The sequence below is a fragment of the Trinickia sp. Z7 genome (assembly GCF_056498045.1).
The window spans coordinates 356,605-380,761 of sequence record NZ_JAUEQW010000004.1 but is presented as its reverse complement, the minus strand read 5'-3'; the positions used below and the strand labels follow the sequence as shown (position 1 = coordinate 380,761).

At 65.7% G+C, this 24,157-nt stretch carries 23 protein-coding genes; 17 read left to right on the top strand and 6 right to left on the bottom strand.

Annotated elements, in window-relative coordinates; genetic code table 11:
- The first annotated feature begins 62 nt into the window (after positions 1-62).
- Positions 63-785, top strand: a complete 723-nt coding sequence (gene mtgA / locus QQS38_RS10525) for a monofunctional biosynthetic peptidoglycan transglycosylase (protein ID WP_479645301.1) — start codon at positions 63-65, stop codon at positions 783-785.
- Between the two features lie 46 nt (positions 786-831).
- A complete protein-coding gene (locus QQS38_RS10520) occupies positions 832-1,884 on the top strand; it encodes a glycosyltransferase family 9 protein (protein WP_479645300.1) in 1,053 nt (350 codons plus the stop codon).
- A gap of 52 nt (positions 1,885-1,936) precedes the next feature.
- On the opposite strand, the gene QQS38_RS10515 is transcribed toward QQS38_RS10520, so the two are convergent.
- A complete protein-coding gene (locus QQS38_RS10515) occupies positions 1,937-2,452 on the bottom strand; it encodes a cupin domain-containing protein (protein ID WP_479645299.1) in 516 nt (171 codons plus the stop codon).
- Positions 2,453-2,743: 291 nt separating this feature from the next.
- On the opposite strand from QQS38_RS10515, the gene QQS38_RS10510 reads away from it, so the two are divergent.
- The 11 genes from QQS38_RS10510 to pyrF all read left to right on the top strand — a co-directional run bounded on the left by QQS38_RS10510 (position 2,744) and on the right by pyrF (position 13,932).
- On the top strand, positions 2,744-3,661 hold the full coding sequence (locus QQS38_RS10510; protein WP_479645298.1) for an IclR family transcriptional regulator: 918 nt from the start codon (positions 2,744-2,746) through the stop codon (positions 3,659-3,661).
- Entirely contained in the window at positions 3,658-4,650 is a 993-nt protein-coding gene (locus tag QQS38_RS10505; RefSeq protein WP_479645297.1) for a 2-dehydro-3-deoxygalactonokinase, read from the top strand. The genes QQS38_RS10510 and QQS38_RS10505 overlap by 4 nt, the downstream gene beginning before the upstream one ends.
- An 89-nt stretch (positions 4,651-4,739) precedes the next feature.
- Positions 4,740-5,420 (top strand): 2-dehydro-3-deoxy-6-phosphogalactonate aldolase, encoded by a 681-nt coding sequence (locus QQS38_RS10500; RefSeq protein ID WP_479645296.1) that lies wholly within the window; start codon positions 4,740-4,742, stop codon positions 5,418-5,420.
- Entirely contained in the window at positions 5,417-6,196 is a 780-nt protein-coding gene (locus QQS38_RS10495; RefSeq protein ID WP_479645295.1) for an SDR family oxidoreductase, read from the top strand. Before QQS38_RS10500 ends, QQS38_RS10495 begins: the two co-directional genes overlap by 4 nt.
- Before the next feature lie 136 nt (positions 6,197-6,332).
- Entirely contained in the window at positions 6,333-7,334 is a 1,002-nt protein-coding gene (locus QQS38_RS10490) for an arabinose ABC transporter substrate-binding protein (RefSeq protein WP_479645294.1), read from the top strand.
- 85 nt (positions 7,335-7,419) lie between these two features.
- The gene (gene araG / locus QQS38_RS10485) at positions 7,420-8,943 is read left to right on the top strand and encodes an L-arabinose ABC transporter ATP-binding protein AraG (protein WP_479645293.1); all 1,524 of its coding nucleotides are present in this window, start codon (positions 7,420-7,422) and stop codon (positions 8,941-8,943) included.
- A gap of 95 nt (positions 8,944-9,038) precedes the next feature.
- Positions 9,039-10,055, top strand: a complete 1,017-nt coding sequence (araH, locus tag QQS38_RS10480; RefSeq protein WP_479645292.1) for an L-arabinose ABC transporter permease AraH — start codon at positions 9,039-9,041, stop codon at positions 10,053-10,055.
- Positions 10,056-10,117: 62 nt separating this feature from the next.
- Positions 10,118-10,906, top strand: coding sequence for an SDR family NAD(P)-dependent oxidoreductase (locus tag QQS38_RS10475; protein WP_479645291.1), 789 nt, complete (start codon positions 10,118-10,120; stop codon positions 10,904-10,906).
- Positions 10,903-11,799, top strand: coding sequence for an SMP-30/gluconolactonase/LRE family protein (locus QQS38_RS10470; RefSeq protein WP_479645290.1), 897 nt, complete (start codon positions 10,903-10,905; stop codon positions 11,797-11,799). The genes QQS38_RS10475 and QQS38_RS10470 overlap by 4 nt, the downstream gene beginning before the upstream one ends.
- A gap of 125 nt (positions 11,800-11,924) precedes the next feature.
- A complete protein-coding gene (locus QQS38_RS10465) occupies positions 11,925-13,001 on the top strand; it encodes an aldose 1-epimerase (RefSeq protein ID WP_479645289.1) in 1,077 nt (358 codons plus the stop codon).
- A 106-nt stretch (positions 13,002-13,107) separates the two neighbouring features.
- Entirely contained in the window at positions 13,108-13,932 is an 825-nt protein-coding gene (gene pyrF / locus QQS38_RS10460; RefSeq protein WP_479645288.1) for an orotidine-5'-phosphate decarboxylase, read from the top strand.
- A 111-nt stretch (positions 13,933-14,043) separates the two neighbouring features.
- On the opposite strand, the gene QQS38_RS10455 is transcribed toward pyrF, so the two are convergent.
- The 3 genes from QQS38_RS10455 to thiL all read right to left on the bottom strand — a co-directional run bounded on the left by QQS38_RS10455 (position 14,044) and on the right by thiL (position 16,192).
- Positions 14,044-14,544 (bottom strand): CinA family protein, encoded by a 501-nt coding sequence (locus QQS38_RS10455; protein ID WP_479645287.1) that lies wholly within the window; start codon positions 14,542-14,544, stop codon positions 14,044-14,046.
- Between the two features lie 84 nt (positions 14,545-14,628).
- A complete protein-coding gene (locus QQS38_RS10450; protein ID WP_479645286.1) occupies positions 14,629-15,201 on the bottom strand; it encodes a phosphatidylglycerophosphatase A family protein in 573 nt (190 codons plus the stop codon).
- A complete protein-coding gene (gene thiL, locus QQS38_RS10445) occupies positions 15,191-16,192 on the bottom strand; it encodes a thiamine-phosphate kinase (protein WP_479645285.1) in 1,002 nt (333 codons plus the stop codon). Before thiL ends, QQS38_RS10450 begins: the two co-directional genes overlap by 11 nt.
- Positions 16,193-16,354: 162 nt before the next feature.
- On the opposite strand from thiL, the gene QQS38_RS10440 reads away from it, so the two are divergent.
- From QQS38_RS10440 to QQS38_RS10430, 3 genes are all read left to right on the top strand, one after another.
- Positions 16,355-18,661: an NADP-dependent malic enzyme gene (locus tag QQS38_RS10440; RefSeq protein ID WP_479645284.1), complete on the top strand. Its 2,307-nt coding sequence runs from the start codon at positions 16,355-16,357 to the stop codon at positions 18,659-18,661.
- A gap of 348 nt (positions 18,662-19,009) precedes the next feature.
- Positions 19,010-19,462 (top strand): ribonuclease, encoded by a 453-nt coding sequence (locus QQS38_RS10435; RefSeq protein WP_479645283.1) that lies wholly within the window; start codon positions 19,010-19,012, stop codon positions 19,460-19,462.
- Positions 19,463-19,469: 7 nt separating this feature from the next.
- A complete protein-coding gene (locus tag QQS38_RS10430; RefSeq protein ID WP_479645282.1) occupies positions 19,470-20,042 on the top strand; it encodes a barstar family protein in 573 nt (190 codons plus the stop codon).
- Positions 20,043-20,110: 68 nt separating this feature from the next.
- Here the strand turns inward: QQS38_RS10430 and QQS38_RS10425 are convergent, their stop codons facing one another.
- Both QQS38_RS10425 and speE read right to left on the bottom strand, forming a co-directional pair.
- Positions 20,111-20,851 (bottom strand): 16S rRNA (uracil(1498)-N(3))-methyltransferase, encoded by a 741-nt coding sequence (locus QQS38_RS10425; protein WP_479645281.1) that lies wholly within the window; start codon positions 20,849-20,851, stop codon positions 20,111-20,113.
- Between the two features lie 133 nt (positions 20,852-20,984).
- Entirely contained in the window at positions 20,985-21,944 is a 960-nt protein-coding gene (speE, locus tag QQS38_RS10420; protein ID WP_479645280.1) for a polyamine aminopropyltransferase, read from the bottom strand.
- A gap of 154 nt (positions 21,945-22,098) precedes the next feature.
- Between speE and tkt the strand changes: the two genes are divergently transcribed.
- A complete protein-coding gene (gene tkt / locus QQS38_RS10415) occupies positions 22,099-24,120 on the top strand; it encodes a transketolase (RefSeq protein WP_479645279.1) in 2,022 nt (673 codons plus the stop codon).
- The last annotated feature ends 37 nt before the right edge of the window (positions 24,121-24,157 follow it).

The following is a 24,157-nucleotide window of genomic DNA, read 5'->3' as shown; positions in this document are numbered from 1 at the left end:
CGGGAGCCGCGCGCGTTGCACGGGATGACGCCGATGCGAGCCGGGACGATCGAGACGCAGCGATGACGAAAGCGAAGAAGCGGACGGGGAATGGCATCGCCGGCTGGGCCGCTTATGCGGCAGCCGTATGCGCGCTCGCGTGGGTTGCGACGCAGGCGTATTACTTTGCGCAAATCGCTGTTTGGAGTGTCGTCGACCCGCGCTCGACGGCGTTCATGCGGGCCGATGCATGGCGGCTCGCGCAGGATCGGCCCGACGTTTCGCTCGCACACGAATGGGTGCCCTACGAGCGCATCTCGCGCAACCTGAAACGCGCGATCATCGCCTCCGAGGACGCCAATTTCGTCAACAACAACGGTTACGAAACCGACGCGATTTTGCAGGCATGGGAGAAGAACAAAGCGCGCGGCAAGATCGTCGCGGGCGGGTCGACCATCACGCAGCAACTCGCGCGCAACTTGTTCCTTTCGCGCCAGAAGAGCTACCTGCGCAAGGGGCAGGAGCTCATCATCACCTGGATGCTCGAGCTGCTATTGGACAAGCAGCGGATCTTCGAGCTCTATCTGAATTCGGTTGAATGGGGCAATGGCGTGTACGGCGCGCAAGCGGCCGCACGCTATTACTACCGCACTTCCGCCGCGCAGTTGACGGCGTGGCAATCTGCGCGGCTCGCCGTCATGTTGCCTCGCCCGAAATACTTCGACGAGCATCGCGGTTCGCCTTATCTTGCTCAACGGGCCGCGGTCATCGCGCGGCGCATGGGCGCGGCGGAAGTGCCGCGATGAACGGCTGGGCTCGAGGCTAGCTGCCCTCATTTTCGCGACGAACCCTATGAGCGTATTGCATCAAGACGATGTCCTCTTTTATCCAGGCTCGTTGCTTTCGCCGCTGGGCGAGCTCGTCGCGCCGTACGACCTCGAGTCCGGCGATGCCCCGCTCGCCGGGTATCGCCCGGCGACGTCGGATCCACGGATCGACAACGCCAACGCGCGAGCCTTCCGGCTGGACTGGGAGGCGCTCTCGGCGGTGCACGTCGTCAACGGAATGGGCGTCACGCTCGGAGACTCGATTGTCGGTCTGACGGCGATCGCCGCAATCCGGGCGCGGTTTCCCGACGTTCGATTCCACCTGTACCGCCCAAAGCGGGCCCCGGCTTACGTCGAGGCGCTTTACGCGCTCTCGACCGGCCTAGTCGTGGATACGTGCCAGAGCTTGCCGCGTGTCATCGGCGAGATCCCCCGTCACGAGGCGATCGTCGATGCGGGCAATCATTTGTTCTGGCGCGGCTTTTCGCGCGAGCCCATGATCGACTTCTTCCTCGACGCCCTGGGTGTGGATCCCGCATCCGTGGCGTCCTCGTACAAGCGAAACGACTGGCTGCGCCAATTGCCGCTCACCGATGCGTTGCCGCGAACGGTATCGCGGCCGTACGCGCTGTTCTCGCCGTCCGCGAGCACGTCGTTGCGCCGTATTCCCGCCAGCCACTGGGCGCGCTTGGTGGATCTGATTCATCGCACTTATGATTTGCCGGTGCTCGGCTTCGGGCACGTCGATCATCCGGCGTACCGGGATGTCAGCGCCGAAAGCGCTACGACGGCTGCGTTCCTCGGTTGGGTGCACGGCGCGGCGTTCGTCATGACGGGCGACAGCGCCGCGCTCCATATCGCCGCCGGCTTCGATATCCCCACCACCGCGTTTTTCTCGAGCATCGAGCCGTATATGCGTGCGAAAGACTACCCAAGATGCCATTCGGTCAGCTTGGACGTCCCTTCGCTGCGCGGCCTGCAGGCCAGCAGCCGGGAAGGCGATTTAGCACTGCTGAGCGGCGCATTCGATCGCCTGTTGGACGACGGGCTCGCGCTACCGCGTTTGCCCGCCGGCTAATCAATGGCGTGAACGGCCCGAACGAATCGGGACGCCGCCCCCGCCGCCACCGTCAGTTGCCATCCCAATAAGGCACGCTTTCGCTTTCTCTCGACACGAACCGGAAACCCTTCGGCTTCTCGCCTGCCGCGCCCGGAAATTCCGCCAGGATGCCGAATTTGCCGGAATCGGGATATTCGGCGATCTCGGGCAGCATCTTCGTGCTCACCGCGAGGTACTTGAGCTCGACGTCTCCGGTATTCGCTATTTGATGCGCCGCTTCCGGACCTCCGGGCGGGCAGGCGATGACGTCGCCCGCACGGATTGCATAGACGGCTTCGCCGATCCGCACTTCCCCCGTTCCCTCCAACACGAAAAACATCTCCTCGTTCACGCGGTGGCTATGGAACGGGAAGCCCCGTTTGCCCGGCGCAAGCGCCGTCACGTTGTAGCCGAGCTTTTGCGCGCCGATGCGGGCGCCGACGGCGCCCATGCGCGGCGCGTAACGATCCGCCATCGATTCGGGCGGCGCCATACCAGGGGGAAGGGGAGATAGTTCGACTTCGTCCAGGTTGATGATCGGTTTCATAAGCGGGTTCTCGTCGAAAAAAAGGGGGAGGCACCGGCCGCCATGCGGGGCTGCGAGCCGCCGCAATGGCCCTGGAGCGCGCATGCGGACACGCGAAGGATATTGCCAGACCGCCCGAACCGCGAGGCTCGATTGATCGTATCTCTCAATATGTGAGCAGGTCATTCAAATGTTGGATGGACGCGCGAGGCGTGCCTACAATCCGTCGCGAGCGGTCGAAATAGCCGCCAACGAAAGCAACGCATCTGCGATTCGAGAGCGAAGCATTCGAACCCAATGGAGACGCGCCCGATGACTGCATCCGATCACGAAGTTTCCGCCTCCGCCTCGAGAGGCGACGTATCCGAACTGCCGCTGCGCAGCGGTAGGGGCGAGGCCGCCGAGCCGCCTACGGTCGCAGGCTCGGCGCTCGACAGCTTGGATTTGCCGGCCGGGACGCAGACTTTGCTGCGCGGCCTTGCGATCATCGAGGCATGTGCACGCGGCGCCCGCGATATGCGCGCCTTCGCCGCGGCGTTGGGCACCACCCGCAGCACCACGCACCGGCTCGTGCACAGCCTCGTGCAGGCTCGCTATCTGCGCCAAGTGCCGCAAGGCTATTTGCTCGGGCCGAAACTGATCGAACTTGGAACCGTCGCCCTCGAGCAGATGCCGCTGACCGCCGTGGCCCGCCCGCACCTCGAGCGGCTCGCCCAGGCGACGCTCGATACCGTGCATTTGGGCGTGCGCGATGGCGAGGACGTGCTTTACATCGACAAGCTGCCCGGCACGCGCGGGCTCGAAATGCGCTCGAAGGCCGGTCACAAGATGGCGCTCGCGTCCACCGGCATCGGCAAAGCGCTGATGCTCGATCTGTCGCCGCAAATGTGGAGTTCGCTCTACGACGCCGCGCAGCGTGCGCTCGAAGGGGTGCGCTTCGAACACAGCCGCCGTCCGGACAAGCCGCTCTTCCTTCAGCGCATGGTTCGCTATGCCGCCGGCCAATTTTCGTTCGACCTCGAAGAGAACGAGCCGTCGATCTGCTGCGTGGCCGCACCCGTGCGCGATGCGACCGGCGCAATCGTGGCCGCTATCTCCGTGGCGAGCACCACTCACTACATGTCTCAAGAACGCATGGATGAACTGATCCCCGTCGTGCAGAGAACCGCGCGTGCGATTTCCGAAGAACTCGGCTGGAGTGCGCCCGCGGCGCGCCGTATCAAACGATGACCGCTGTGCAAGCTTTGGCCGGGCCGCCCGCCCTAATCGGATTGGACTGGGGCACCACGGCGCTGCGCGCCTACCTGTTCGATGCACGCGGCGATGTGATTGCGACTCGCGCGTCGGGCGACGGGATCATGCGCTTGCCGCAACCCGGCGCGTTCGACGCCGCCTTCGAAGCCGCGTGCGGCGATTGGCTCGGCACGGCGCCGAGCTTGCCCGTGATCGCCGCCGGCATGATCGGCAGCGCGCAAGGCTGGTGCGAGGCGCCGTACGTCGAAACGCCCGCCGATGCTTCGGCGCTCGTCGCTGGAATCGTACGGGTGAGCGCGGCATGCGGCGCCGAGATTCATATCGTACCGGGCGTCATCGAGCGCGGCGAGTTGCCGAACGTCATGCGCGGCGAGGAAACCCAAATCGTGGGCGCGCTAGCGAGCGAGGCGATCGGCGGCGAACCGCGCTCGCTGGTCGGCTTGCCGGGCACGCATGCGAAATGGGCGGTCGTTCGCGGCGAGCGGATCGAATCGTTCCATACGTTCATGACCGGAGAGGTCTACGGCGCGTTGCGCGAGCACACGATTTTGGGGCGCACGATGATCGAACCAGCCCGGTTCGATACGCAGTCGTTTTTGCGTGGGGTGGCCGTCGCCCAGCATGCGCATGGCGCGGGCCTGCTTGCGACGATTTTCAGTACCCGAACGCTGGGATTGACCGGGGAGTTGGAGCCGCAGCAGCAGCCCGATTATTTGTCGGGCCTGTTGATCGGTCACGAGTTGGGCGGCTTGGGGGCGCTACTCGCAGCGCGCGGCGTGGCGCTTGCCGGCGAAGCGCCGCGCCTGATCGGCAGCGCCACGCTGTGCGAGCGCTATCGGCTGGCGCTGACGCAGTTCGGCTGCGTGCGCGCGAGCATCGTCGATGCAGCGGCCGAAAGCGGCCTATGGCGCCTCGCGGTTCAAGCGGGCCTGGTAGGCCGTCACGCGTTGGCGCCTGCGGGTTGACGCACGGGTGCGGTCGCCGAACGAGAAGCGTGCCGCAGTGGATCGACGCATCGTCAGTCAATGAGCTAAACCGTTTTAGTCGCTACGCCATGCAAACCGAATTCGATTTACCCAAGCCGTACCACCCGCACGCCAAGTTCATCGGCGCTTTCGAGGCATGTCCGTTGATTGCCATCCTGCGCGGCATCACGCCGGGCGAAGCGGTGGCGCACGGTCAAGCGCTCTGCGAAGCGGGTTTTCGCATCGTCGAAGTGCCGCTCAATTCGCCCGATCCGCTCGCGAGCATCGCGGCGTTGCGGCGCGCGTTGCCCGATGAGGTTATCGTCGGCGCGGGCACCGTGCTGCGGCCCGCATTCGTCGAAGACGTGGCCCGCGCCGGCGGGGAGCTCATCGTCATGCCGCATGGCGATGTCGAGATCATCGAGACCGCGAAGCGCAACGGCATGGCCTGCGCGCCCGGCGTGGCCACGCCGACCGAAGCGTTCGCCGCGCTCGCGAGCGGCGCCGACGTGCTCAAGATGTTCCCGGCCGAGCAGCTCGGCGCTGTCGTCGTCAAAGCGTGGCGCGCCGTGATCGCCAAGCGCGTGCCGCTCGTGCCCGTCGGCGGAGTGACGCCCGAGAACATGGGGACGCTCGTTGCCGCGGGCGCGAATGGCTTCGGCCTCGGCTCGGCGTTGTATCGCCCGGGGCAAGACGTCGCGGTGACGGCCAAGCATGCGCATGCGTTCGTCTCGGCCTGGCGCGGCGTGAGCGCGGGGGCAGCGCCGTGAACCGCCTCGCCGGCAAAGTGGCGCTCATCACCGGCGCCGGTCGCGGCATCGGCGAGGCGATCGCCCATGCCTTCGCGCGAGAAGGCGCGGCGACCGTGCTGGCCGAGCTCGACCTCGACGCTGCGCGGCGGGTTGCCGAGCGGATCGAGCGCGAGACGCCGGGCGCACGCGTGCTGGCGGTGCGCACCGACGTGACTCAGGGGGCGTCGGTATGCGCTGCGCGCGATGCGGGCGAGCAGGCGTTCGGCCCGATCGACACGCTCGTGAACAACGCCGGGATCAACGTGTTTTGCGATCCCCTGACGATGACCGACGACGATTGGCGCCGTTGTTTCGCCGTGGACCTCGATGGCGTGTGGAACGGTTGCAAGGCCGTATTGCCGGGCATGGTCGAGCGCGGGCGCGGCAGCATCGTCAATATCGCGTCGACGCACGCGTTTCAGATCATCCCTGGGTGCTTCCCGTATCCGGTGGCCAAGCACGGGGTGCTCGGATTGACGCGCGCGCTCGGCATCGAATACGCGGCGAAACAAGTGCGCGTCAACGCGATCGCCCCCGGCTATGTGGAGACGCAGTTGACGCACGATTGGTGGAACGGCCAGCCGGATCCGGTGGCCGCGCGCCAAGCGACGTTGGATTTGCAACCGATGAAGCGCATCGCGCAACCGCAGGAGATCGCGATGACGGCGGTATTCCTCGCATCGGACGAGGCGCCGTTCATCAACGCGACGTGCATCACCGTCGATGGCGGGCGCTCGGCGCTTTATCACGATTAATCGAGAACGATTGTTTCGATTGCCGGGCGAAGGGCTCGCACGGCGATGTTCCAACCGGATGGCGCACAGTGGCCGCGTGAGTCATCCGACATAGATAACGCGGCCAAAACGCTCAATCAGACAGGAGACGCATGTCATGAAACGCAGAATTTTCCTCACGCTGGCCGCCGCTGCGGTGACGTCGATGGTGGCGGGTGTGCCGGCCGCTCAAGCCGCCGATCCGGTCAAGATCGGCTTCCTCGTGAAGCAACCCGAAGAGCCCTGGTTCCAGGACGAATGGAAGTTCGCGGAAGCGGCAGCGAAGCAAAAGGGTTTCACGCTGGTCAAGATCGGTGCGCCCTCTGGCGAGAAGGTCATGAGCGCGATCGACAACCTGCATGCGCAAAAGGCACAGGGCTTCATCATCTGCACGCCTGACGTGAAGCTCGGGCCGGGCATCGTCGCGAAGGCCAAGGCGGACGGCTTGAAGATGATGACGGTCGACGACCGCCTCGTGGATGGCTCTGGCAAGCCGATCGACGCCGTGCCGCACATGGGCATTTCGGCCTACAACATCGGCCAGCAGGTAGGCAAGGGCATCGTCGACGAGATCAAGAAGCGCGGCTGGGACATGAAGGACGTCGGCGCGATCGACGTGACCTACGAGCAACTGCCGACCGCTCACGATCGTACGCAAGGTGCGACCGACGTGTTGTTGGCCTCGGGTTTCCCGAAGGCGAACATCATCGCTGCGCCGCAAGCGAAGACCGACACGGAGAACGCGTTCAACGCGGCCAACATCGCCATCACGAAGAACCCGAGCTTCAAGCACTGGGTGGCGTACGGCCTGAACGACGAAGCCGTGCTCGGCGCCGTGCGTGCAGCCGAAGGCCGGGGCTTCAAGGCCGACAACATGATCGGCATCGGCATCGGCGGCTCCGATTCGGCCCTGAACGAGTTCAAGAAACCGAACCCGACGGGCTTCTTCGGCAGCGTCATCATCAGCCCGAAGCGCCATGGCGAAGAAACATCGACGCTGATGTACGACTGGATCACGCAAGGCAAGGAACCGCCGAAGCTCACGCTGACGCAGGGGATGCTCGCGACGCGCGATAACGTCGCCAAAGTGCGTGAAGAGATGGGTCTCGCCGCCAAGTAAGTTTGCGGCGAAGCGTTCCGGCCGGCGCTTGCGAAGTGGCTGCAAGCGCCGGCTCGGATGACCCTTCAGTACGAGGTGAGGTGAGATGGCTGCAACGTTGCGATTTGACAATATCGGCAAGGTGTTTCCGGGCGTGCGTGCGCTCGACGGCGTGTCGTTCGAAGTCGAGGCCGGCCAAGTGCACGGGCTCATGGGCGAGAACGGAGCGGGCAAGTCGACGCTGCTCAAGATTCTCGGCGGCGAGTATCAGCCCGATTCCGGCCGCATCATGGTGGACGGGCAGGAAGTGCGTTTCGCCAGCGCCGCGGCTTCGATCGCGGCGGGCGTCGCGGTGATTCACCAAGAACTGCAATACGTCCCCGATCTGACGGTGACGGAGAACCTGCTGCTCGGCCGGCTGCCCAATGCGCTCGGCTGGGTGCACAAGGGCGAGGCGAAGCGTTTCGTCAGGGAGAGGCTCGCGCAAATGGGCGTCGATCTCGATCCGAATGCGAAGCTCGGGCGCTTGTCGATCGCGCAACGGCAGATGGTCGAGATCTGCAAGGCGCTGCTGCGCAATGCGCGCGTGATCGCGCTGGACGAACCGACGAGCTCGCTCTCGCATCGCGAGACGGAAGTGCTGTTCAAGCTCGTGCGCGAATTGAAAGCCGACGGCCGCGCGCTCATCTATATCTCGCACCGCATGGACGAGATTTACGAACTGTGCGATGCCTGCACGATCTTTCGCGATGGCCGCAAGGTCGCATCGCATCCCTCGCTCGGCGAGGTCAAGCGCGAGACGATCGTCGCCGAAATGGTCGGGCGCGAGATTTCCGACATCTACGGCTATAGGCCGCGCAAACAGGGCGACGTGCGGCTTGCCGTGGACGCCGTGCAAGGCCATGGGTTGTCGGCGCCGGCCAGCTTCAGCGTGCGCGCGGGCGAAATCGTCGGTTTCTTCGGGCTTGTCGGGGCGGGACGCAGCGAATTGATGCGGCTCGTCTACGGCGCCGAAAAGCGGCGCGGCGGGCGCTTGACGCTCGATGGCCGCGACATCGATGCGAGCAGCCCGGGGCAGGCGATTCGCAGCGGCATCGTGCTGTGCCCGGAGGATCGCAAGGAGGAGGGCATCGTGGCGATGGCTTCCGTCGACGAGAACATCAATATCAGTTGCCGCCGGCACCATCTGCGGGCCGGCTTGTTCCTGAACCGCGCCAAAGAGATCGAGACGGCCGAGCGTTTCATCAAGCTGCTCAAGATCAAAACGCCGAGCCGTCGGCAAAAGATTCGTCTGCTCTCGGGCGGTAATCAGCAAAAGGCGATCTTGTCGCGCTGGCTCGCGGAGCCCGACCTCAAGGTCGTGATCCTGGACGAGCCGACGCGCGGTATCGACGTCGGAGCCAAGCACGAGATCTATAACGTCATCTACGAGTTGGCCGAACGCGGCTGCGCGGTGGTGATGGTGTCCTCGGAGCTGCCCGAAGTGCTCGGCGTGTCCGATCGGATCGTCGTCATGCGGGAAGGACGCATCGCGGGCGAACTGCCGCGCGAGCAAGCCAGCGAACCGGCGCTGCTCGAGCTTGCGCTGCCGCAAGGCGCACGCGCGGGTGCGGCGCTCGATGCGGCGTGAGCGTGCACGGCGAGCACGGCGCGCACGCGAGCGGAACCCAAAAGAGAAACGGAAGGAACAAAGCCCGTCGCACACGACGGTGAAGGAGTCAGGACATGCAAGCTAGAGAAAATCTCATCGAGGCGGGCGCGAAGCGCGCGGCCGAAGCGTTGATCCCGCAGCCGAACGATCGGCAGAAGTGGTGGCAGCAAGTCACCGAATACAGCCTCATCCTCATCTTCGCCGTCATGTTCGTGACGACGTCGCTGACCGTCGATCACTTCTTCTCGATCGACAACATGCTCGGCCTGGCGCTGTCGGTCTCGCAGATCGGCATGGTCGCCTGCACGATGATGTTCTGTCTGGCCTCGCGCGACTTCGATTTGTCGGTCGGCTCGATCGTGGCCTTCGCGGGCGTGCTCTGCGCGATGGTCCTGAATGCGACGAACAACACGTTTCTGGCCATCGTCGCTGCCGTGGCGGCCGGGTCCGTCATCGGCTGGGTCAACGGCGCCGTCATCGCGTACCTGCGCATCAATGCGCTGATCACGACGCTCGCGACGATGGAAATCGTGCGCGGCCTGGGCTTCATCGTGTCGCATGGGCAAGCGGTGGGCGTGTCGTCCGATACCTTCATCGCACTCGGCGGGCTCACCATGCTCGGCGTGTCGCTGCCGATCTGGGTGACGCTCGTGTGCTTCATCGTGTTCGGCGTGCTGCTCAACCAGACCGTTTATGGCCGCAACACGCTCGCGATCGGCGGCAATCCCGAAGCGTCGCGTCTTGCCGGGATCAATGTCGAGCGCACCCGCGTCGTCATCTTCCTCGTGCAAGGCGCGGTGACCGCGTTGGCCGGGGTGATTTTGGCGTCGCGCATTACGTCGGGCCAGCCCAATGCGGCGCAGGGCTTCGAGCTCAACGTGATCTCCGCTTGCGTGCTCGGCGGCGTTTCGCTGCTCGGCGGCCGCGCGACCATTTCGGGCGTCGTGATCGGCGTGCTCATCATGGGCACCGTCGAGAACGTCATGAACCTGCTCAATATCGACGCGTTCTATCAGTACTTGGTGCGCGGCGCGATCCTGCTCGCGGCCGTGCTGCTCGATCAACTCAAGAACCGCGGCACGCGCGACTGAGTGCGTACCGCTAGCGTCCGCCCTCGCAAGCGGACGCGAAGTTTTTTCGGAGAATCTTCACGATGGCGCTTCCCGATCACCCGCAAGCAGGTCCTTACGCGCGCTACCCGAGCTTGGCCGGCCGCACGGTCTTCATCACGGGCGGCGCGACCGGTATCGGCGCATCGTTCGTCGAGCATTTCGCGCTGCAAGGCGCTCGCGTCGCGTTCTGCGATATCGACGCGAGCGCTGGCGAAGCACTGGCCGATGCGCTCGGCGACGCAAGCACGAAGCCGCTCTTTCTCGCATGCGACGTGACCGATATCGATGCGCTGCGCGGCGCGATCGCCGACGTGCAGAATGCGTTCGGCCCGATCACGGTGCTCGTGAACAACGCCGCGAACGATGCGCGGCACGCGTTGGCCGACGTCACGCCGGCCTCGTTCGACGCCGGTCTCGCCGTCAATTTGCGGCATCAGTTCTTCGCCGCGCAGGCCGTGGTCGAAGACATGAAGCGCGCGGGCGGCGGCTCGATCATCAATCTCGGCTCGATCAGCTGGATGCTCAAACAAGGCGGCATGCCCGTCTATCTGACGGCCAAAGCCGCGATCGAAGGCCTCACGCGGGCGCTGGCGCGCGATCTCGGCCCGTTCGGCATTCGCGTCAATGCGCTCGTGCCGGGGTGGGTGTTGACGGAGAAGCAACGCCGGCTATGGCTCGACGAAGCGGGCAAGCGCGCGCTCAAGGAAGGGCAGTGCCTCGACGGCGAATTGATGCCCGACGATTTGGCGCGGATGGCGTTGTTTCTCGCGGCCGACGATAGCCGCATGATCACCGCGCAGGACTTCATCGTCGATGGGGGCTGGGTATGAGCTCGGAGCGTTTTCGCGCGTCGCTCGCGGTGCGTGCGCGTTGCGCGCTGGGAGAGGGCGCAACCTGGTGCGCGCGCACGGGGCGCTTCTATTGGACCGATATCGAGGGCGCTCGCCTGCATCGCTTCGATCCGGAAACGGGCGAGCGCACGAGTTGGGCGATGCCCGAGCGCCTCGCGACGTTCGCGTTGTGCGCCGATCCGCATTACCTGCTCGTTGGACTCGCCTCGCATCTGGCGTTCTTCGATTTGACCACGGGCGACATGCGCCGCATCGTCGAAGTCGAGCCGGGACTCGATACGCGTCTGAACGATGGGCGATGCGATCGGCAAGGCCGCTTCGTCTTCGGCACGAAGCATGAAGGCGCCCACCTGAAGCCGATCGGCGGCTTTTATCGATTGGGCCGCGATTTGTCGCTCGAGCGCTTGCCGCTGCCGTCACCGGCGATTTCGAACAGCATCGCGTTCAGCCCCGACGGCGCGACGATGTATTTCTGCGATTCGCCGACGCGAGAAATTCTCGCTTGCGACTACGGCGCCGACGGCTCGGTCGGCAACGTGCGCGCCTTCGCCCGGTTGACCGACGCGAGCGGCGTGCCCGACGGCTCGACGGTCGACGCCGAAGGCGGCCTCTGGAATGCCCAGTGGGGCGGCGGCCGCGTGGTGCGTTATAGCCCGGATGGCGTCGAAACCGATCGCGTGAGCTTGCCGACGAGCCAGCCGAGTTGTGTCGCGCTCGGCGGCCCGCATCTGGCCACGCTGTACATCACCACCGCGCGCGTGGAGCTCGATGCGGCGGCGCTCGCCGCAGAGCACGGCGCGGGCGGAATCTTCACCGCGCCGAGCGGGCGGCGCGGGCTGGCCGAACCGCTGTTTCGCGGCCAGTGGCGGTAAACCCGAGTCCGAGCGGTTAAACCGAAGGACGTATCACGAGTCAAAGCCGGCAAAAGACACGACGGCAGTACTCGAGCCTCACGCCGGCGTCGCGCCGGCAAGGCCGCCTCTCGACGGAGCTCATCATGACGATAGCGAATTCCGACGCCACCGCAACGAGGGGCGCGAACGAGTCCCCCGGCAGCCCCGTGCCGGAGCAACGACGCGGCGCACGTGCGCAGACACGCAGTGCGAAGCTCGCCGCGCTGATGCAGCCGGTTCGCTCGGGCCCCCAAACCTCCGCGGTCGCGCGCGCTACGGCCGGCGGTCGCTTGCCGGCCGCGCTGACCCTAGCGAACGAGCAGTTGCGCGTCGATTTGGCGCCCTCCTTGGGCGGCGGCATGACGCGTTTCGAGTGGCACGGCGACGGGGGCCAGCCCACGCCGATTTTCCGGCATTGCGCGCAAGCGCACGCGGGCACGGATCCGAATGCGCTCGCGTGCTACCCGCTCGTGCCCTATTCGAACCGGATTGGCGGCGCGCGGTTTCACTTCGACGGGCGGGAACTGGCCGTGCCGCGCAACCGCACGGCCGAGCCGTTGCCGCTTCACGGCGACGGCTGGTTGCGCGCGTGGCGCGTAGCCGAGCGCGGGGCGACGCATGCAACGCTCACGCTCGAACGTGAGCGGGCGAAGCCGCACGCATACCGCGCGCGGCTTGGCTACTCGCTCGAGGACGCGACGCTTTCCGTGGTGCTGTCGGTCGAGAATGCAGGGCGCGAGGCGCTGCCGTTCGGGCTCGGACTCCATCCTTTTCTCGCGCGCGACGGCGACACTCGGCTGTCCGCGGCGGCGAGCGGGCTGTGGCTGCCCGGCCCCGATTGGCTACCCGTGCGCCATGTGCCCGCGCCGCCGGCCTGGGAATTCGGGGTGGCCTACCCGTTGCCCGACGCGCTGGTCAATCACGCGTTCACGCATTGGAGCGGCCGCGCCTCCGTGGTCTGGCCGCGCAATCGGCTCTCGCTGACGATCGCGGCGGACGCCGACTATTACGTTCTCTACACGCCGCCCGGTGAAGACTTCTTCTGCTTCGAGCCGGTCGATCATCCGATCAACGCGGTGAATTTGCCCGGCGGTGCGAGCGCACACGGCATGACGGTGCTCGCGCCCGGCGAGACGCTCACGCGGGAGTTCCGCTTCACGGTCGAGCCCGTCGGTCGCTAGCGGCGCCGCAAGGTGCGCCGCGACGGCGGCTGCCGGCCGGGGCGCGAGCGCGGGTAGAATACGGGCCTTTCTCGCCACTGGCGCGCATCTCGCCATCGTTTCCGCCATGTCCACGTCCTATTCGTTCGTTCGCTCGCTCAACGACGCCTGGCAGCGCACGGGCTCGCTCCTATGCGTCGGCCTCGATCCCGAACCAGCCCGCTTTCCGGGCGGGCTCGCGAACCGCGCCGACAAGATCTTCGAATTCTGCCGCGACATCGTCGATGCAACGGCGCCCTATGCAAGCGCGTTCAAACCGCAGATCGCCTACTTCGCCGCGCACCGAGCCGAGGACCAGCTCGAAGCGCTGATCGCGCATATCCACGAGCGCCATCCGGGCCTGCCCGTGATCCTCGACGCCAAGCGCGGCGACATCGGCAGCACCGCCGAGCAATACGCACGCGAAGCGTTCGAGCGCTATCGGGCCGATGCGGTCACGGTCAATCCCTATATGGGATTCGATTCGATCGAGCCGTATCTCGCGCATGCGGGCAAAGGCGTGATCGTGCTGTGTCGCACGTCCAACCCCGGCGGCTCCGATCTGCAGTTTCTCGAAACGGGCGGGCGCCCGCTGTATCAGGTCGTCGCATCGCTTGCGGCCGAGAAGTGGAATGCCAGCGGGGAGCTCGCGCTCGTCGTCGGCGCGACGTTTCCGAAGGAAATCGAGGTCGTGCGCGGCATCGTCGGCGATATGCCGCTCTTGATTCCCGGCATCGGCGCGCAAGGCGGCGACGTCCAGGCGACGGTCGAGGCCGGTCGCACGCGAGCGGGAAGCGGGATGATGATCAATTCGTCGCGCGCGATTCTCTATGCGGGCAAGGACGAAAACTTCGCGCAGGCGGCCGCGCGCGCCGCGCTCGATACGCGCGAGAAGATCAACGCCTATCGCTGAGCCGCCGCGCGCTGCGCGTGTCGCGTATGCCTTGCGGCAATTCTTGCACCGGGCTCGGCGGCGGCCAGCGCAAGCTGGAGCGTGAACTCCTGCGACCGGGCCACACGGGCCTCAATGCTCGTTGTCGTCGATGTGCTTGAGCAGGCCGCGTAGCGCATGCGCCGCGGCTTGCACTCGAATCTGCTCTCGGTCGCCTTTGAATACGAGCGTTTCGGCCTGCGTATGCAGCCGGTTGCTCCACGCGAAGCAAACCATTCCCACGGGCTTGGTCTCCGTGCCGCCGCCGGGTCCGGCCACGCCGGTGATCGCCAGCGAAACCTGCGCGCGGCTGTTGCGCAAGGCGCCTTCGGCCATGGCGCGCGCCACGAGCTCGCTCACGGCACCATGCTTGTCGATGAGTTCGGCGGGCACCCCGATCATCTCTGTCTTGGCTTGGTTCGAATACGTGACGAACCCGCGCTCGAACCAGCCGCTGCTGCCCGAAATGTCGGTGACGGCGGTGGCCACCATGCCGCCCGTGCACGACTCGGCGGTCGTGAGCATGAGTCGCGTTTCCCGCAGCTTGTTGCCGGCGCGCACGGCGAGTTGATGAACGACGGAATCGGTGGGCATTGCGGTGGTCTCGCTATTCTCGATGGGCGGGCGAAGCCGCGGCGGTTCGACGGCGCGCGGCCTGAACGGGTCCGTATATCGTGTCTAGATCGTCATGCGCCATAACGCGATGACGAGCAAGGTGAAGAACGCGGCGATCAGGTCGTCGAGCATGATGCCGAAGCCGCCCTTCACGTGGCGATCGAAGTACCGGATCGGCGGCGGCTTGACCATATCGAAGAACCGAAACACGAGAAATGCCCAAAGCTGGCCGGCGAACGTTTCGGGCGTGACGAACAGCAGCACGAGCCAAAACGCGACGATTTCGTCCCAGACGATGGCCGATGGATCGTCGATGCCGAGTTTGCGCGCGGTAAATCCCGTGACATAAATGCCCGCCACGAATCCGCCGGCGATGAGCACGGCCCACTCGAAGACCGTGAGACGCGCATCGAGGGCGGCGAACGAGGCCCACGCGAGCAGCGTGCCCATGGTGCCCGGCATGACCGGCGACAGGCCGCTGCCAAATCCGAGCGAGAACAGGTGGAGCGGATGCGACAGCATGAAGCGCGCGCTCGCGCGGCGCTTGGGCCGCGGCGAAACGGGCCGAGACGGCGCTGACGGCGGCGGGGGCGGGGCGGACGGCGGACCGTCTGGGAGCGTCGGATCAGTTTGCATCGAAGTGGTCGAACCCGTGCAGGGTCAACGAGAGCGGCTTGTGTGAGGCGTCTTCCCACGCGATGGCGGGCTCGTCCGTCGCATGGCGCAAGGCGTCTATTGTACCGATGCGGGTGACGGCCACGGCCGCGAGCGCGCCGGCGTCGACGATCGCTTCGCGCGCGTGCGGCGGGGCGGTGAAGATCAGTTCGTAATCGTCGCCGCCGGCTAGCGTGCACTGCCGCTGCGTGTCGAGCGGCAGCTTGCGCAGCGCTTGCGAGCGCGGCACGGCATCGACGTCGACGCAGGCGCGCATGCGCGAGCGCTCGAGGATATGCAGCAAGTCCCCGGCGAGGCCGTCCGAGACGTCGAGCGCGGCGTGGGCGAGGCCGCGCAACGCTAGGCCGAGCGCAATGCGCGGTTCGGGCCGATCGAGCGCTTGCTGCAGCGAGGCGCGTTCGCGCGCCTCGAAGAGGCTCGACGGCCACTCGCCGCGCATGAGGCCGAGCGCGGCTCGTGCATCGCCGAGCGTGCCGGACACCCAGATGTCGTCCCCTTCGCGCGCGCCGTCGCGGCGTAACGCGGCTTGGGGCGGCACGTCGCCGAAGACCGTGACGCACAGATTCAACGGGCCGCGCGTCGTGTCGCCGCCGATCAGTTCGCAGTCGAAGCGTTCGGCAAGCGCGAAAAGGCCGTCGGCGAAAGCTTCGAGCCACGCCTCGCGCGGCGTTTCCAATGCGAGCGAAAGCGTGAACGCACGCGGCTTCGCGCCCATCGCGGCCAGATCCGACAGATTGACGGCGAGCGTTTTATGGCCGAGCGCGCGCGGGTCGACGTCCGGCAGGAAATGCCGGCCTTCGACCAGCATATCGGTCGAAACGGCGAGCGCTTCGCCCTGTGCGGGCGCGATGAGCGCGCAGTCGTCGCCGATGCCGAGCAGGGCTCGGCGCGGGCCGCGGCGTGCGCGCTGCGCGAAGAAGCGCTCGATTAGCGAGAACTCAGAGAGCGACATGAACGGTGCGTGGAAAAGGATGCTTGGATGGCGACGCGCATTGCGGATGCGGCTCGCGCTGCGTGCCCCGGCGGACCGGCCGCCGGGGCACGCAGCGATTGGCGCTACAATGCCGTCGAATATTGATTCTAATCCGCGTAACAAAGACTGGACTTTCGACTCATGTCTACGAACCCCGCTGCCGCCAAGGCGAAGCTGCGCGAAGCCGCGCTCGATTATCACGAATTTCCTTCGCCGGGCAAGATTGCCATCGCGCCGACGAAGCAGATGATCAACCAGCGCGATCTCGCGCTCGCCTATTCGCCCGGAGTCGCCTTCGCCTGCGAGGAAATCGTCGAAAACCCGCTGAACGCGGCTCGCTTCACGGCGCGCAGCAATTTGGTCGGCGTCGTCACGAACGGCACGGCGGTGCTCGGCTTGGGCAACATCGGCCCGCTCGCCTCCAAACCCGTGATGGAAGGCAAGGCGGTGCTGTTCAAGAAGTTCGCCGGCATCGACGTGTTCGATATCGAGTTGAACGAATCGGACCCGCACAAGCTCGTCGATGTCATCGCCGCGCTCGAGCCGACCTTCGGCGGCATCAATCTCGAAGACATCAAGGCGCCGGACTGCTTCATCGTCGAGCGCGAATGCCGCAAGCGCATGAAGATCCCGGTCTTCCACGACGATCAGCACGGCACGGCGATCGTCGTCGCGGCAGCTGTGACGAACGGCTTGAAGGTCGTGGGCAAGGACATCACGAAGGTCAAACTCGTCGCCTCGGGCGCCGGCGCCGCGGCGCTCGCCTGCCTGGACTTGCTCGTCGATCTGGGCTTGCCGCTCGAGAACATCCTCGTGACGGACTTGGCCGGTGTCGTCTATAAGGGCCGCACCGAGTTGATGGACCCGGACAAGGAACGCTTCGCGCGCGAGACGCCGGCACGCACGCTTGCCGAAGCGATCGAGGGCGCCGATATTTTCCTCGGCCTTTCGGCCGGCGGCGTGCTCAAACCGGAGATGGTCAAGGGCATGGCCGCCAAGCCGCTCATTCTTGCGCTGGCCAACCCGACGCCCGAGATCTTGCCGGAGGCTGCGCTCGAGGTGCGGCCCGATGCGGTTCTGGCGACGGGGCGCACCGATTACCCGAATCAAGTCAACAACGTCTTGTGCTTTCCGTTCATATTCCGCGGGGCGCTCGACGCGGGCGCGACGACGGTGACGCGCGAAATGGAGATCGCGGCCGTGAACGCGATTGCCGAACTCGCGCGCCAGGAGCAGAGCGATATCGTCGCGACGGCGTACGGCATTCAAGACCTGTCGTTCGGGCCGGAGTACCTGATTCCGAAGCCGTTCGACCCGCGCCTCATCGTCAAGATCGCGCCGGCCGTGGCGCAGGCCGCGATGGATTCGGGCGTCGCCACGCTGCCGATCGAGGATATGGAGGCCTATAAGCAGCACCTGCAGCAGTTCGTCTACCACAGCGGTACGACGATGAAGCCGATTTTCCAGCAGGCACGCAGCGTCGAGCCGGGCAAGAAGCGCATCGTATTTGCCGAGGGCGAAGAGGAGCGCGTGTTGCGCGCGGTGCAGATCGTCGTCGACGAGAAACTGGCGACGCCCATCCTGATCGGCCGCCCGTCGGTGATCGAACATCGGATCGAGCGCTACGGCTTGCGGCTGACGCCCGGCGTCGATTTCACGGTCGTGAACACGGAGCACGACGAGCGCTATCGCGAGTTTTGGCAGGAGTATTACCACTTGATGGCGCGCAAGGGCATCAGCCAGCAGTTGGCGAAGGTGGAAATGCGCCGGCGCACGACGCTGATCGGCTCGATGCTCGTGAAGAAGGGCGAGGCGGACGGCATGATTTGCGGCACGATCTCGACGCCGCACCGCCATCTTCACTTCATCAATCAGGTGATCGGCAAGCGCGAAGGCTGCACGGTGTTCGGAGCAATGAACGGACTCGTGCTGCCGGGCCGGCAGATCTTCCTGGTCGACACGCACGTGAACGTGGATCCGACGCCGGCCGAGCTGGCCGAGATCACGCTGATGGCGGCGGAGGAAGTGCGCCGCTTCGGCATCGAACCTAAAGTGGCGCTCGTGTCGCATTCCAATTTCGGGACGAGCAATGCGCCCTCGGCGCAAAAGATGCGCGACACGCTTGCGCTGATCAAGGAGCGCGCGCCTGACTTGCAAGTGGACGGTGAAATGCACGGCGACGTGGCGCTCGACCCCGAACTGCGCCGCGAGGTGCTGCCCGAGTCGACGCTCGAGGGCGAGGCGAACCTGCTCGTGCTCCCGAACATCGATGCAGCCAACATCGCGTACAACCTGCTCAAGACCGCTGCCGGCAACAACATTGCGATCGGGCCCATTTTGCTTGGCGCTGCCAAGCCCGTGCACGTGCTGACGGAATCGGCTACGGTGCGCCGTATCGTCAATATGGCCGCTCTGCTCGTGGCCGACGTGAGCGCAGCGTCGCGCTGAACCCATCCCGGTCTCTTGCGGTAACGAAGAAAAAACGGCGTGCCCATTGCGGGCACGCCGGGGGCGAAAAGAGAGACTGCCGCCCCAAATGCGTGAAACGACGGTGCCCGATTGCATCGCGCCGCGGCAAGGAGGCAAAGACTTGCCGCATCGGGACCGTCCTCGGCACTTTATCCCGTGCAAGATAAAAATAACGAAAACACGGGAAAAATAGGACCGACGGCAATCTGGAAAAAGTGACGTAACTCTTTCATTTTGCATACAAAGATTGCGTCTGCGGGCGGTTAGGGATACGCTTACGCTTTTCGTGGTCGTTCATATCTGATCGAGCAGCAGGAACTGTCGCCCATGACACGCGCGGGAACACGCGAACGAGCTGGTAAATGGGTTTGTCACGGCGTGCTCGCGGCGTTCTTGGCCCTAGCAGGCTGGGGCGGCGCAGGCGCGGTTGGCGGCTTCGCTGCTTCGTCCGTTGCTTTGGCGCGCGAGGCGCCGCAACCGTCGGCGGGTGGGTTCGGCACGATCGAGCAGGCGCAGTTGCCGCGCGAAGCGGTCGTTACGCTGCATCTGATCGCGGCCGGCGGCCCTTATCCGTATCCGAAGGACGGCGTCGTGTTCGGTAATTTCGAACGGCTTCTGCCGCCGCATCGGCGGGGTTACTACCATGAGTACACGGTCCCGACGCCGCGAGCCAGAAACCGCGGCGCGCGCCGCATCGTTTGCGGCGGCCCTTTGAGGCGGACCGACAATTGTTTCTACTCGGACGACCACTACAACAGTTTTAAACGCATTGTTGAATGATATCGGGATGAACGGCATGAGCGACAACGTCTACGCGCACGACGCTCCAGTCGCGACGGATCTGTTCGCGGCCGGCGACGGCAATCTTTTTCAGCGCGTCATGCAAATGCGCACGGCCGAACGGGGCCAGAACGCGCAGGGCGACGCGGCGGTATCCCGGCATTCACCGAGCGAGGAGCCTATGAGTCTTTTCGCGACCGTGCGACCGAACATCGTCCAGTCCATCCGGGCGTTTCGCGTGCAGGACCTCGCCGACGAGGCCCAGCGGCTCGAGCAGCATTTCCTGTATGCGTACTGCGGCCAAGCGGCGTCGAAGCAGGAAGTGCTCGAGACCATCGCCACGTCGTTCTTGTTTCCCAAACACTTCGGCAAGAACTACGACGCACTTTACGACTGCCTGACCGACCTCGTGCACAAAGCAGGCGCGCAACCGGGCTTCGTCATCGTGCTGGAAGGGCTGCCGATCGCGCAGAAGTTCGATAAGGAAGGGCGGGAGACACTGCTCGACGTTTTCCGCGAGGCTGCCGAATTTTGGGCGGAGCGCAAGGTCGCTTTCCGCGTCTTCTATTCGTTTGCCTGACGCAGGCCGTCGCGCTGCGTAGCGGCGCCGCATTCGTCTCGTCTCGCCGGGCCCGCCGGGGCCCTGCTTCACCATCCTCCCCAGCGCGCCGCGAGGGCTGCGAGGACGGCCACACCGGCCGTCTCCGTGCGCAGGATGCGCGGTCCCAGCGACAGCGCGGTAAATCCATGGGCGAGCGCGGTTGCTTCCTCCTCGGGCGATAACCCGCCTTCCGGCCCGATCAGCAAGGTGATATCGCCGCCAGGCGCTGCGCTCGGCAAAGCGTCGAACGCGATGCTGGCGCGCGGCGACAGCATGAGCCGTAGTGCGCCGGGGTCGGGGCACGCCGCCGATGCTTCGATCCATTTCGGCAATTCGCAAGGGGCTTGGACCTGCGGTATCCGGTTGCGGCCGCACTGCTCGCAGGCGGCCCGCACGATGCCTTCCCAGTGAGCGAGGCGGCGGCTCGCGCGCTCGGCCGATAGGCGCACGACGCCGCGCGTCGTGACGAGTGGCGCGATTCGGGTCACGCCTAGCTCGACCGCTTTCTCGACGAGCCAATCCATTTTGTCGCCGCCGGCGATCCCCTGGGCAAGCGTGATTCGATAGGGCGCTTCGGCCTCGACGGCTTCGAACGCGCCGACTTCCACCAGAGCATTGCGCCGGCCCAGTTCGACGAGCCGCGCCGCGCACTGGCCGCCTCGGCCGTTAAATAGCGTCAACGCATCGCCCGGTTCGAGGCGAAGCACTTGAACATGGCGGGCGACTTCCTCGGGCAGGGCGACGATGTCGCCGAGCGCAAGGGCCGAATCGACGAAAAAGCGAGGCATAAAACGACGTTCGAGGTTGGGTGAGCGAGGGGCGCGTTCGCAAGCGGCCGCGCCGGCCTGCCGCGCTCGCTTGCGCCGACGATAGCAGCGTAGCGACTGCACGCCGGCACGACGGCGCCACACCAATCGCCGGTCAGCGCAGCGCTTCGCGTACACCTCGCGGCAAGAGGAACAGCGCGGGATGCAGCGCGGCGTCATAGTAACGCAAGCCGTCGACGCCGCGCGCGGCCAGCCGCTCTTCGATGTCGCGCTTGAACAGCGAAGCGGCTTCGAGCGTGTCGCTCGCGAGCGCCATGAGCCAGAGCGAGCCGTAAAGCGGCACGAACGCCGAGATGACGTCGACCATGGCGAAGCTCGCGCGCAAGCCGCGCACGAGCGCCGCCGCCCGCTCGATGTGAAACTGGGCCGAGCCCAGATGCATCGACAGCATCGCGCGTGGCGCCAGGATCTTCTTCAGTCGGGCGTAAAAGGCGGGCGTATAGAGTTCTGCAGCCGGCGAGTCGGGCGGGGTCAGGTCGAACACCACGAGATCGAAACGCTCCATGGTCGTCGCGACGAAGTGCGCGGCGTCGCCGATCACCACTTGGACGCGTGCGTCGTCGAGCGCGCCTCGGTGCACGAGCGCCAGGTGCGCGCGCGCCATGGCGAGCACGGCCTCGTCGAGCTCGGCTATGACGATTCGCTCGATGCTCGGGTGTGCAAGCAGTTGCCTCGCGGCGCCGCCGTCGCCGCCGCCCAGCACCAGTGCTTTTCTCGGCGAGGGGTGCGCGAGCGCGGCCGGGTGGACCATGCACTCGTGATAGATGAATTCGTCGCCGACCGAGGTCATGGGGCGATCGTCCAGCGTAAACAGCACGCCGAGCTGCGGTGTATCCCACACTTCGATGCGCTGATGCGGCGATTGGACCTGGGCGACGCGCCGCGCCCCGGGAAAGCCGTAGACAGCGCCCGGCGTTGGGTGGAACAGTAGCGGCGGTGCGGTGCGGGAGAACACGGTGAAGACACGCTCGCGATCGGTCGCAATGACCTGATTATAGAGCCGGGCGCAGCCCCGATCGGCTAAGCCGCACCCGCGCCGGGGCGGGGAAGGCATCACCGCCATCTGTTAGAATGGCATGCTTTGCAGCACCGTCCGCTTGCTCTTTGCGCTTCGCGCCGCGGCGCACGCCCCACCGCGTGGGCGGCCGTCCCACCCGAGCAGCGGGCCACCGCGCGCACGCTTTCTCGACTCGTTCTCCGGACTCGACATGACGACCTCGTCTCCCGCTCCCACCGCTCTCATGGCGAACGCGATCCGCGCGCTCGCCATGGATGCCGTGCAACAAGCGAACTCAGGCCACCCAGGCATGCCGATGGGCATGGCTGAAATCGCAGTCGCGCTTTGGTCGCGCCATCTGAAGCACAATCCGGCCAACCCGCACTGGGCCGACCGCGATCGCTTCGTGCTCTCCAACGGCCATGGCTCGATGCTGCTGTATTCGCTGCTGCATTTGACGGGCTACGACCTGCCGCTTGCCGAACTCAAGAACTTCCGCCAACTGCATTCGAAAACGCCGGGGCACCCCGAATACGGCATCACGCCGGGCGTCGAAACGACGACGGGCCCGCTCGGCCAAGGCTTGGCGAACGCCGTCGGCATGGCGCTCGCCGAAGCGCTGCTGGCCGCCGAATTCAACCAGGCCGACGCCAAGATCGTCGACCACCACACCTACGTCTTCCTCGGCGACGGGTGCCTCATGGAAGGCATCTCGCACGAGGCCTGTTCGCTCGCCGGCACGCTCAAGCTGAACAAGCTGATCGCGCTGTACGACGACAATGGCATCTCGATCGACGGCCACGTCGAGTATTGGTTCGCCGACGACACCCCCAAGCGTTTCGAGGCGTACGGCTGGAATGTCATCCGCAACATCGACGGGCACGACGTGCAAGCGATCGACGCGGCGATCGCGGCAGCCAAGGGGGCGGACAAGCCCACGTTGATTTGCTGCAAGACCGTCATCGGCAAGGGCGCGCCCACCAAGGCGGGCGGCCACGACGCGCACGGCGCGCCGCTCGGCGCGCAGGAAATCGCCGCCACGCGCGAGGCGATCGGCTGGAAGTGGGAGCCGTTCGTGATTCCGCAGGAGGTCTATGCGGCGTGGGACGCCAAAGAAGCCGGCGCGCAGCGCGAAGCGGCCTGGAACGACGCGTTCGCAAAATACCGCGCGCAGTATCCGGAGCAAGCGGCGCAGTTCGAGCGGCGCGCCGCCGGCAAGCTGCCGGCCGATTGGGCCGCCAAAGCGCAAGCGATCATCGCCGGTGCGAACGAGCGCGCGGAGACGGTCGCCACACGCAAGGCGTCGCAGCAAACCATCGAGGGGCTCGCCGCGGCATTGCCCGAATTGCTCGGCGGCTCGGCCGATTTGACCGGCTCGAACCTCACGAATTGGAAGGCGAGCAAGCCCGTGCGCGCGGGCGAGCACGGCATCGTGTGGGGTAACCACATCAACTACGGCGTGCGTGAATTCGGCATGAGCGCGGCCATCAACGGCATTGCGCTGCACGGCGGCTACAAGGCGTTCGGCGGCACGTTCCTGACGTTCTCCGACTACAGCCGCAATGCGTTGCGCGTGGCCGCGCTGATGAAGTCGCCGTCGATCTTCGTCTTCACGCACGATTCGATCGGCTTGGGCGAGGACGGCCCCACGCACCAATCGGTCGAGCACGTCGCGAGCTTGCGCCTGATCCCGAACCTTCACGTATGGCGCCCGTCCGATACGGTGGAGACGGCAGTGGCGTGGACGCAGGCGGTCGAATACCAAGGCCCGTCGTGCCTGATCTTCAGCCGGCAGAACCTGCCGTTTTCGGCGCGTAGCGATGCGCAAATCGCCAATATCGCGAAGGGCGGTTACGTGCTGCGCGATTGGAACGACGAAATCGTCGCCCGCAAGATCATCTTGATCGCCACCGGGTCGGAGGTCGAATTGGCCTTGGCTGCTATCGAGCCGCTCGCGCAGCAGGGGATCGCCGCGCGTGTGGTGTCCATGCCGGCGACCACCGTGTTCGACCGCCAAGACGCCGAATATCGCGAGCGCGTGCTGCCAAAGGGGGTGCGCCGCATTGCGATCGAAGCGGGCGTGACCGATTTCTGGCGCAAGTACGTCGGTCTCGAAGGCGGCGTGGTCGGCATCGATACGTTCGGCGAGTCGGCTCCGGCCGGCGTGCTGTTCAAGCATTTCGGCTTCACGGTGGAGCACGTTGTCGCAGTGGCCAAGGCCGCGCTCGAGTAACGGATAGACTTCGTCGTTGGACGCAATACGGCTTGCC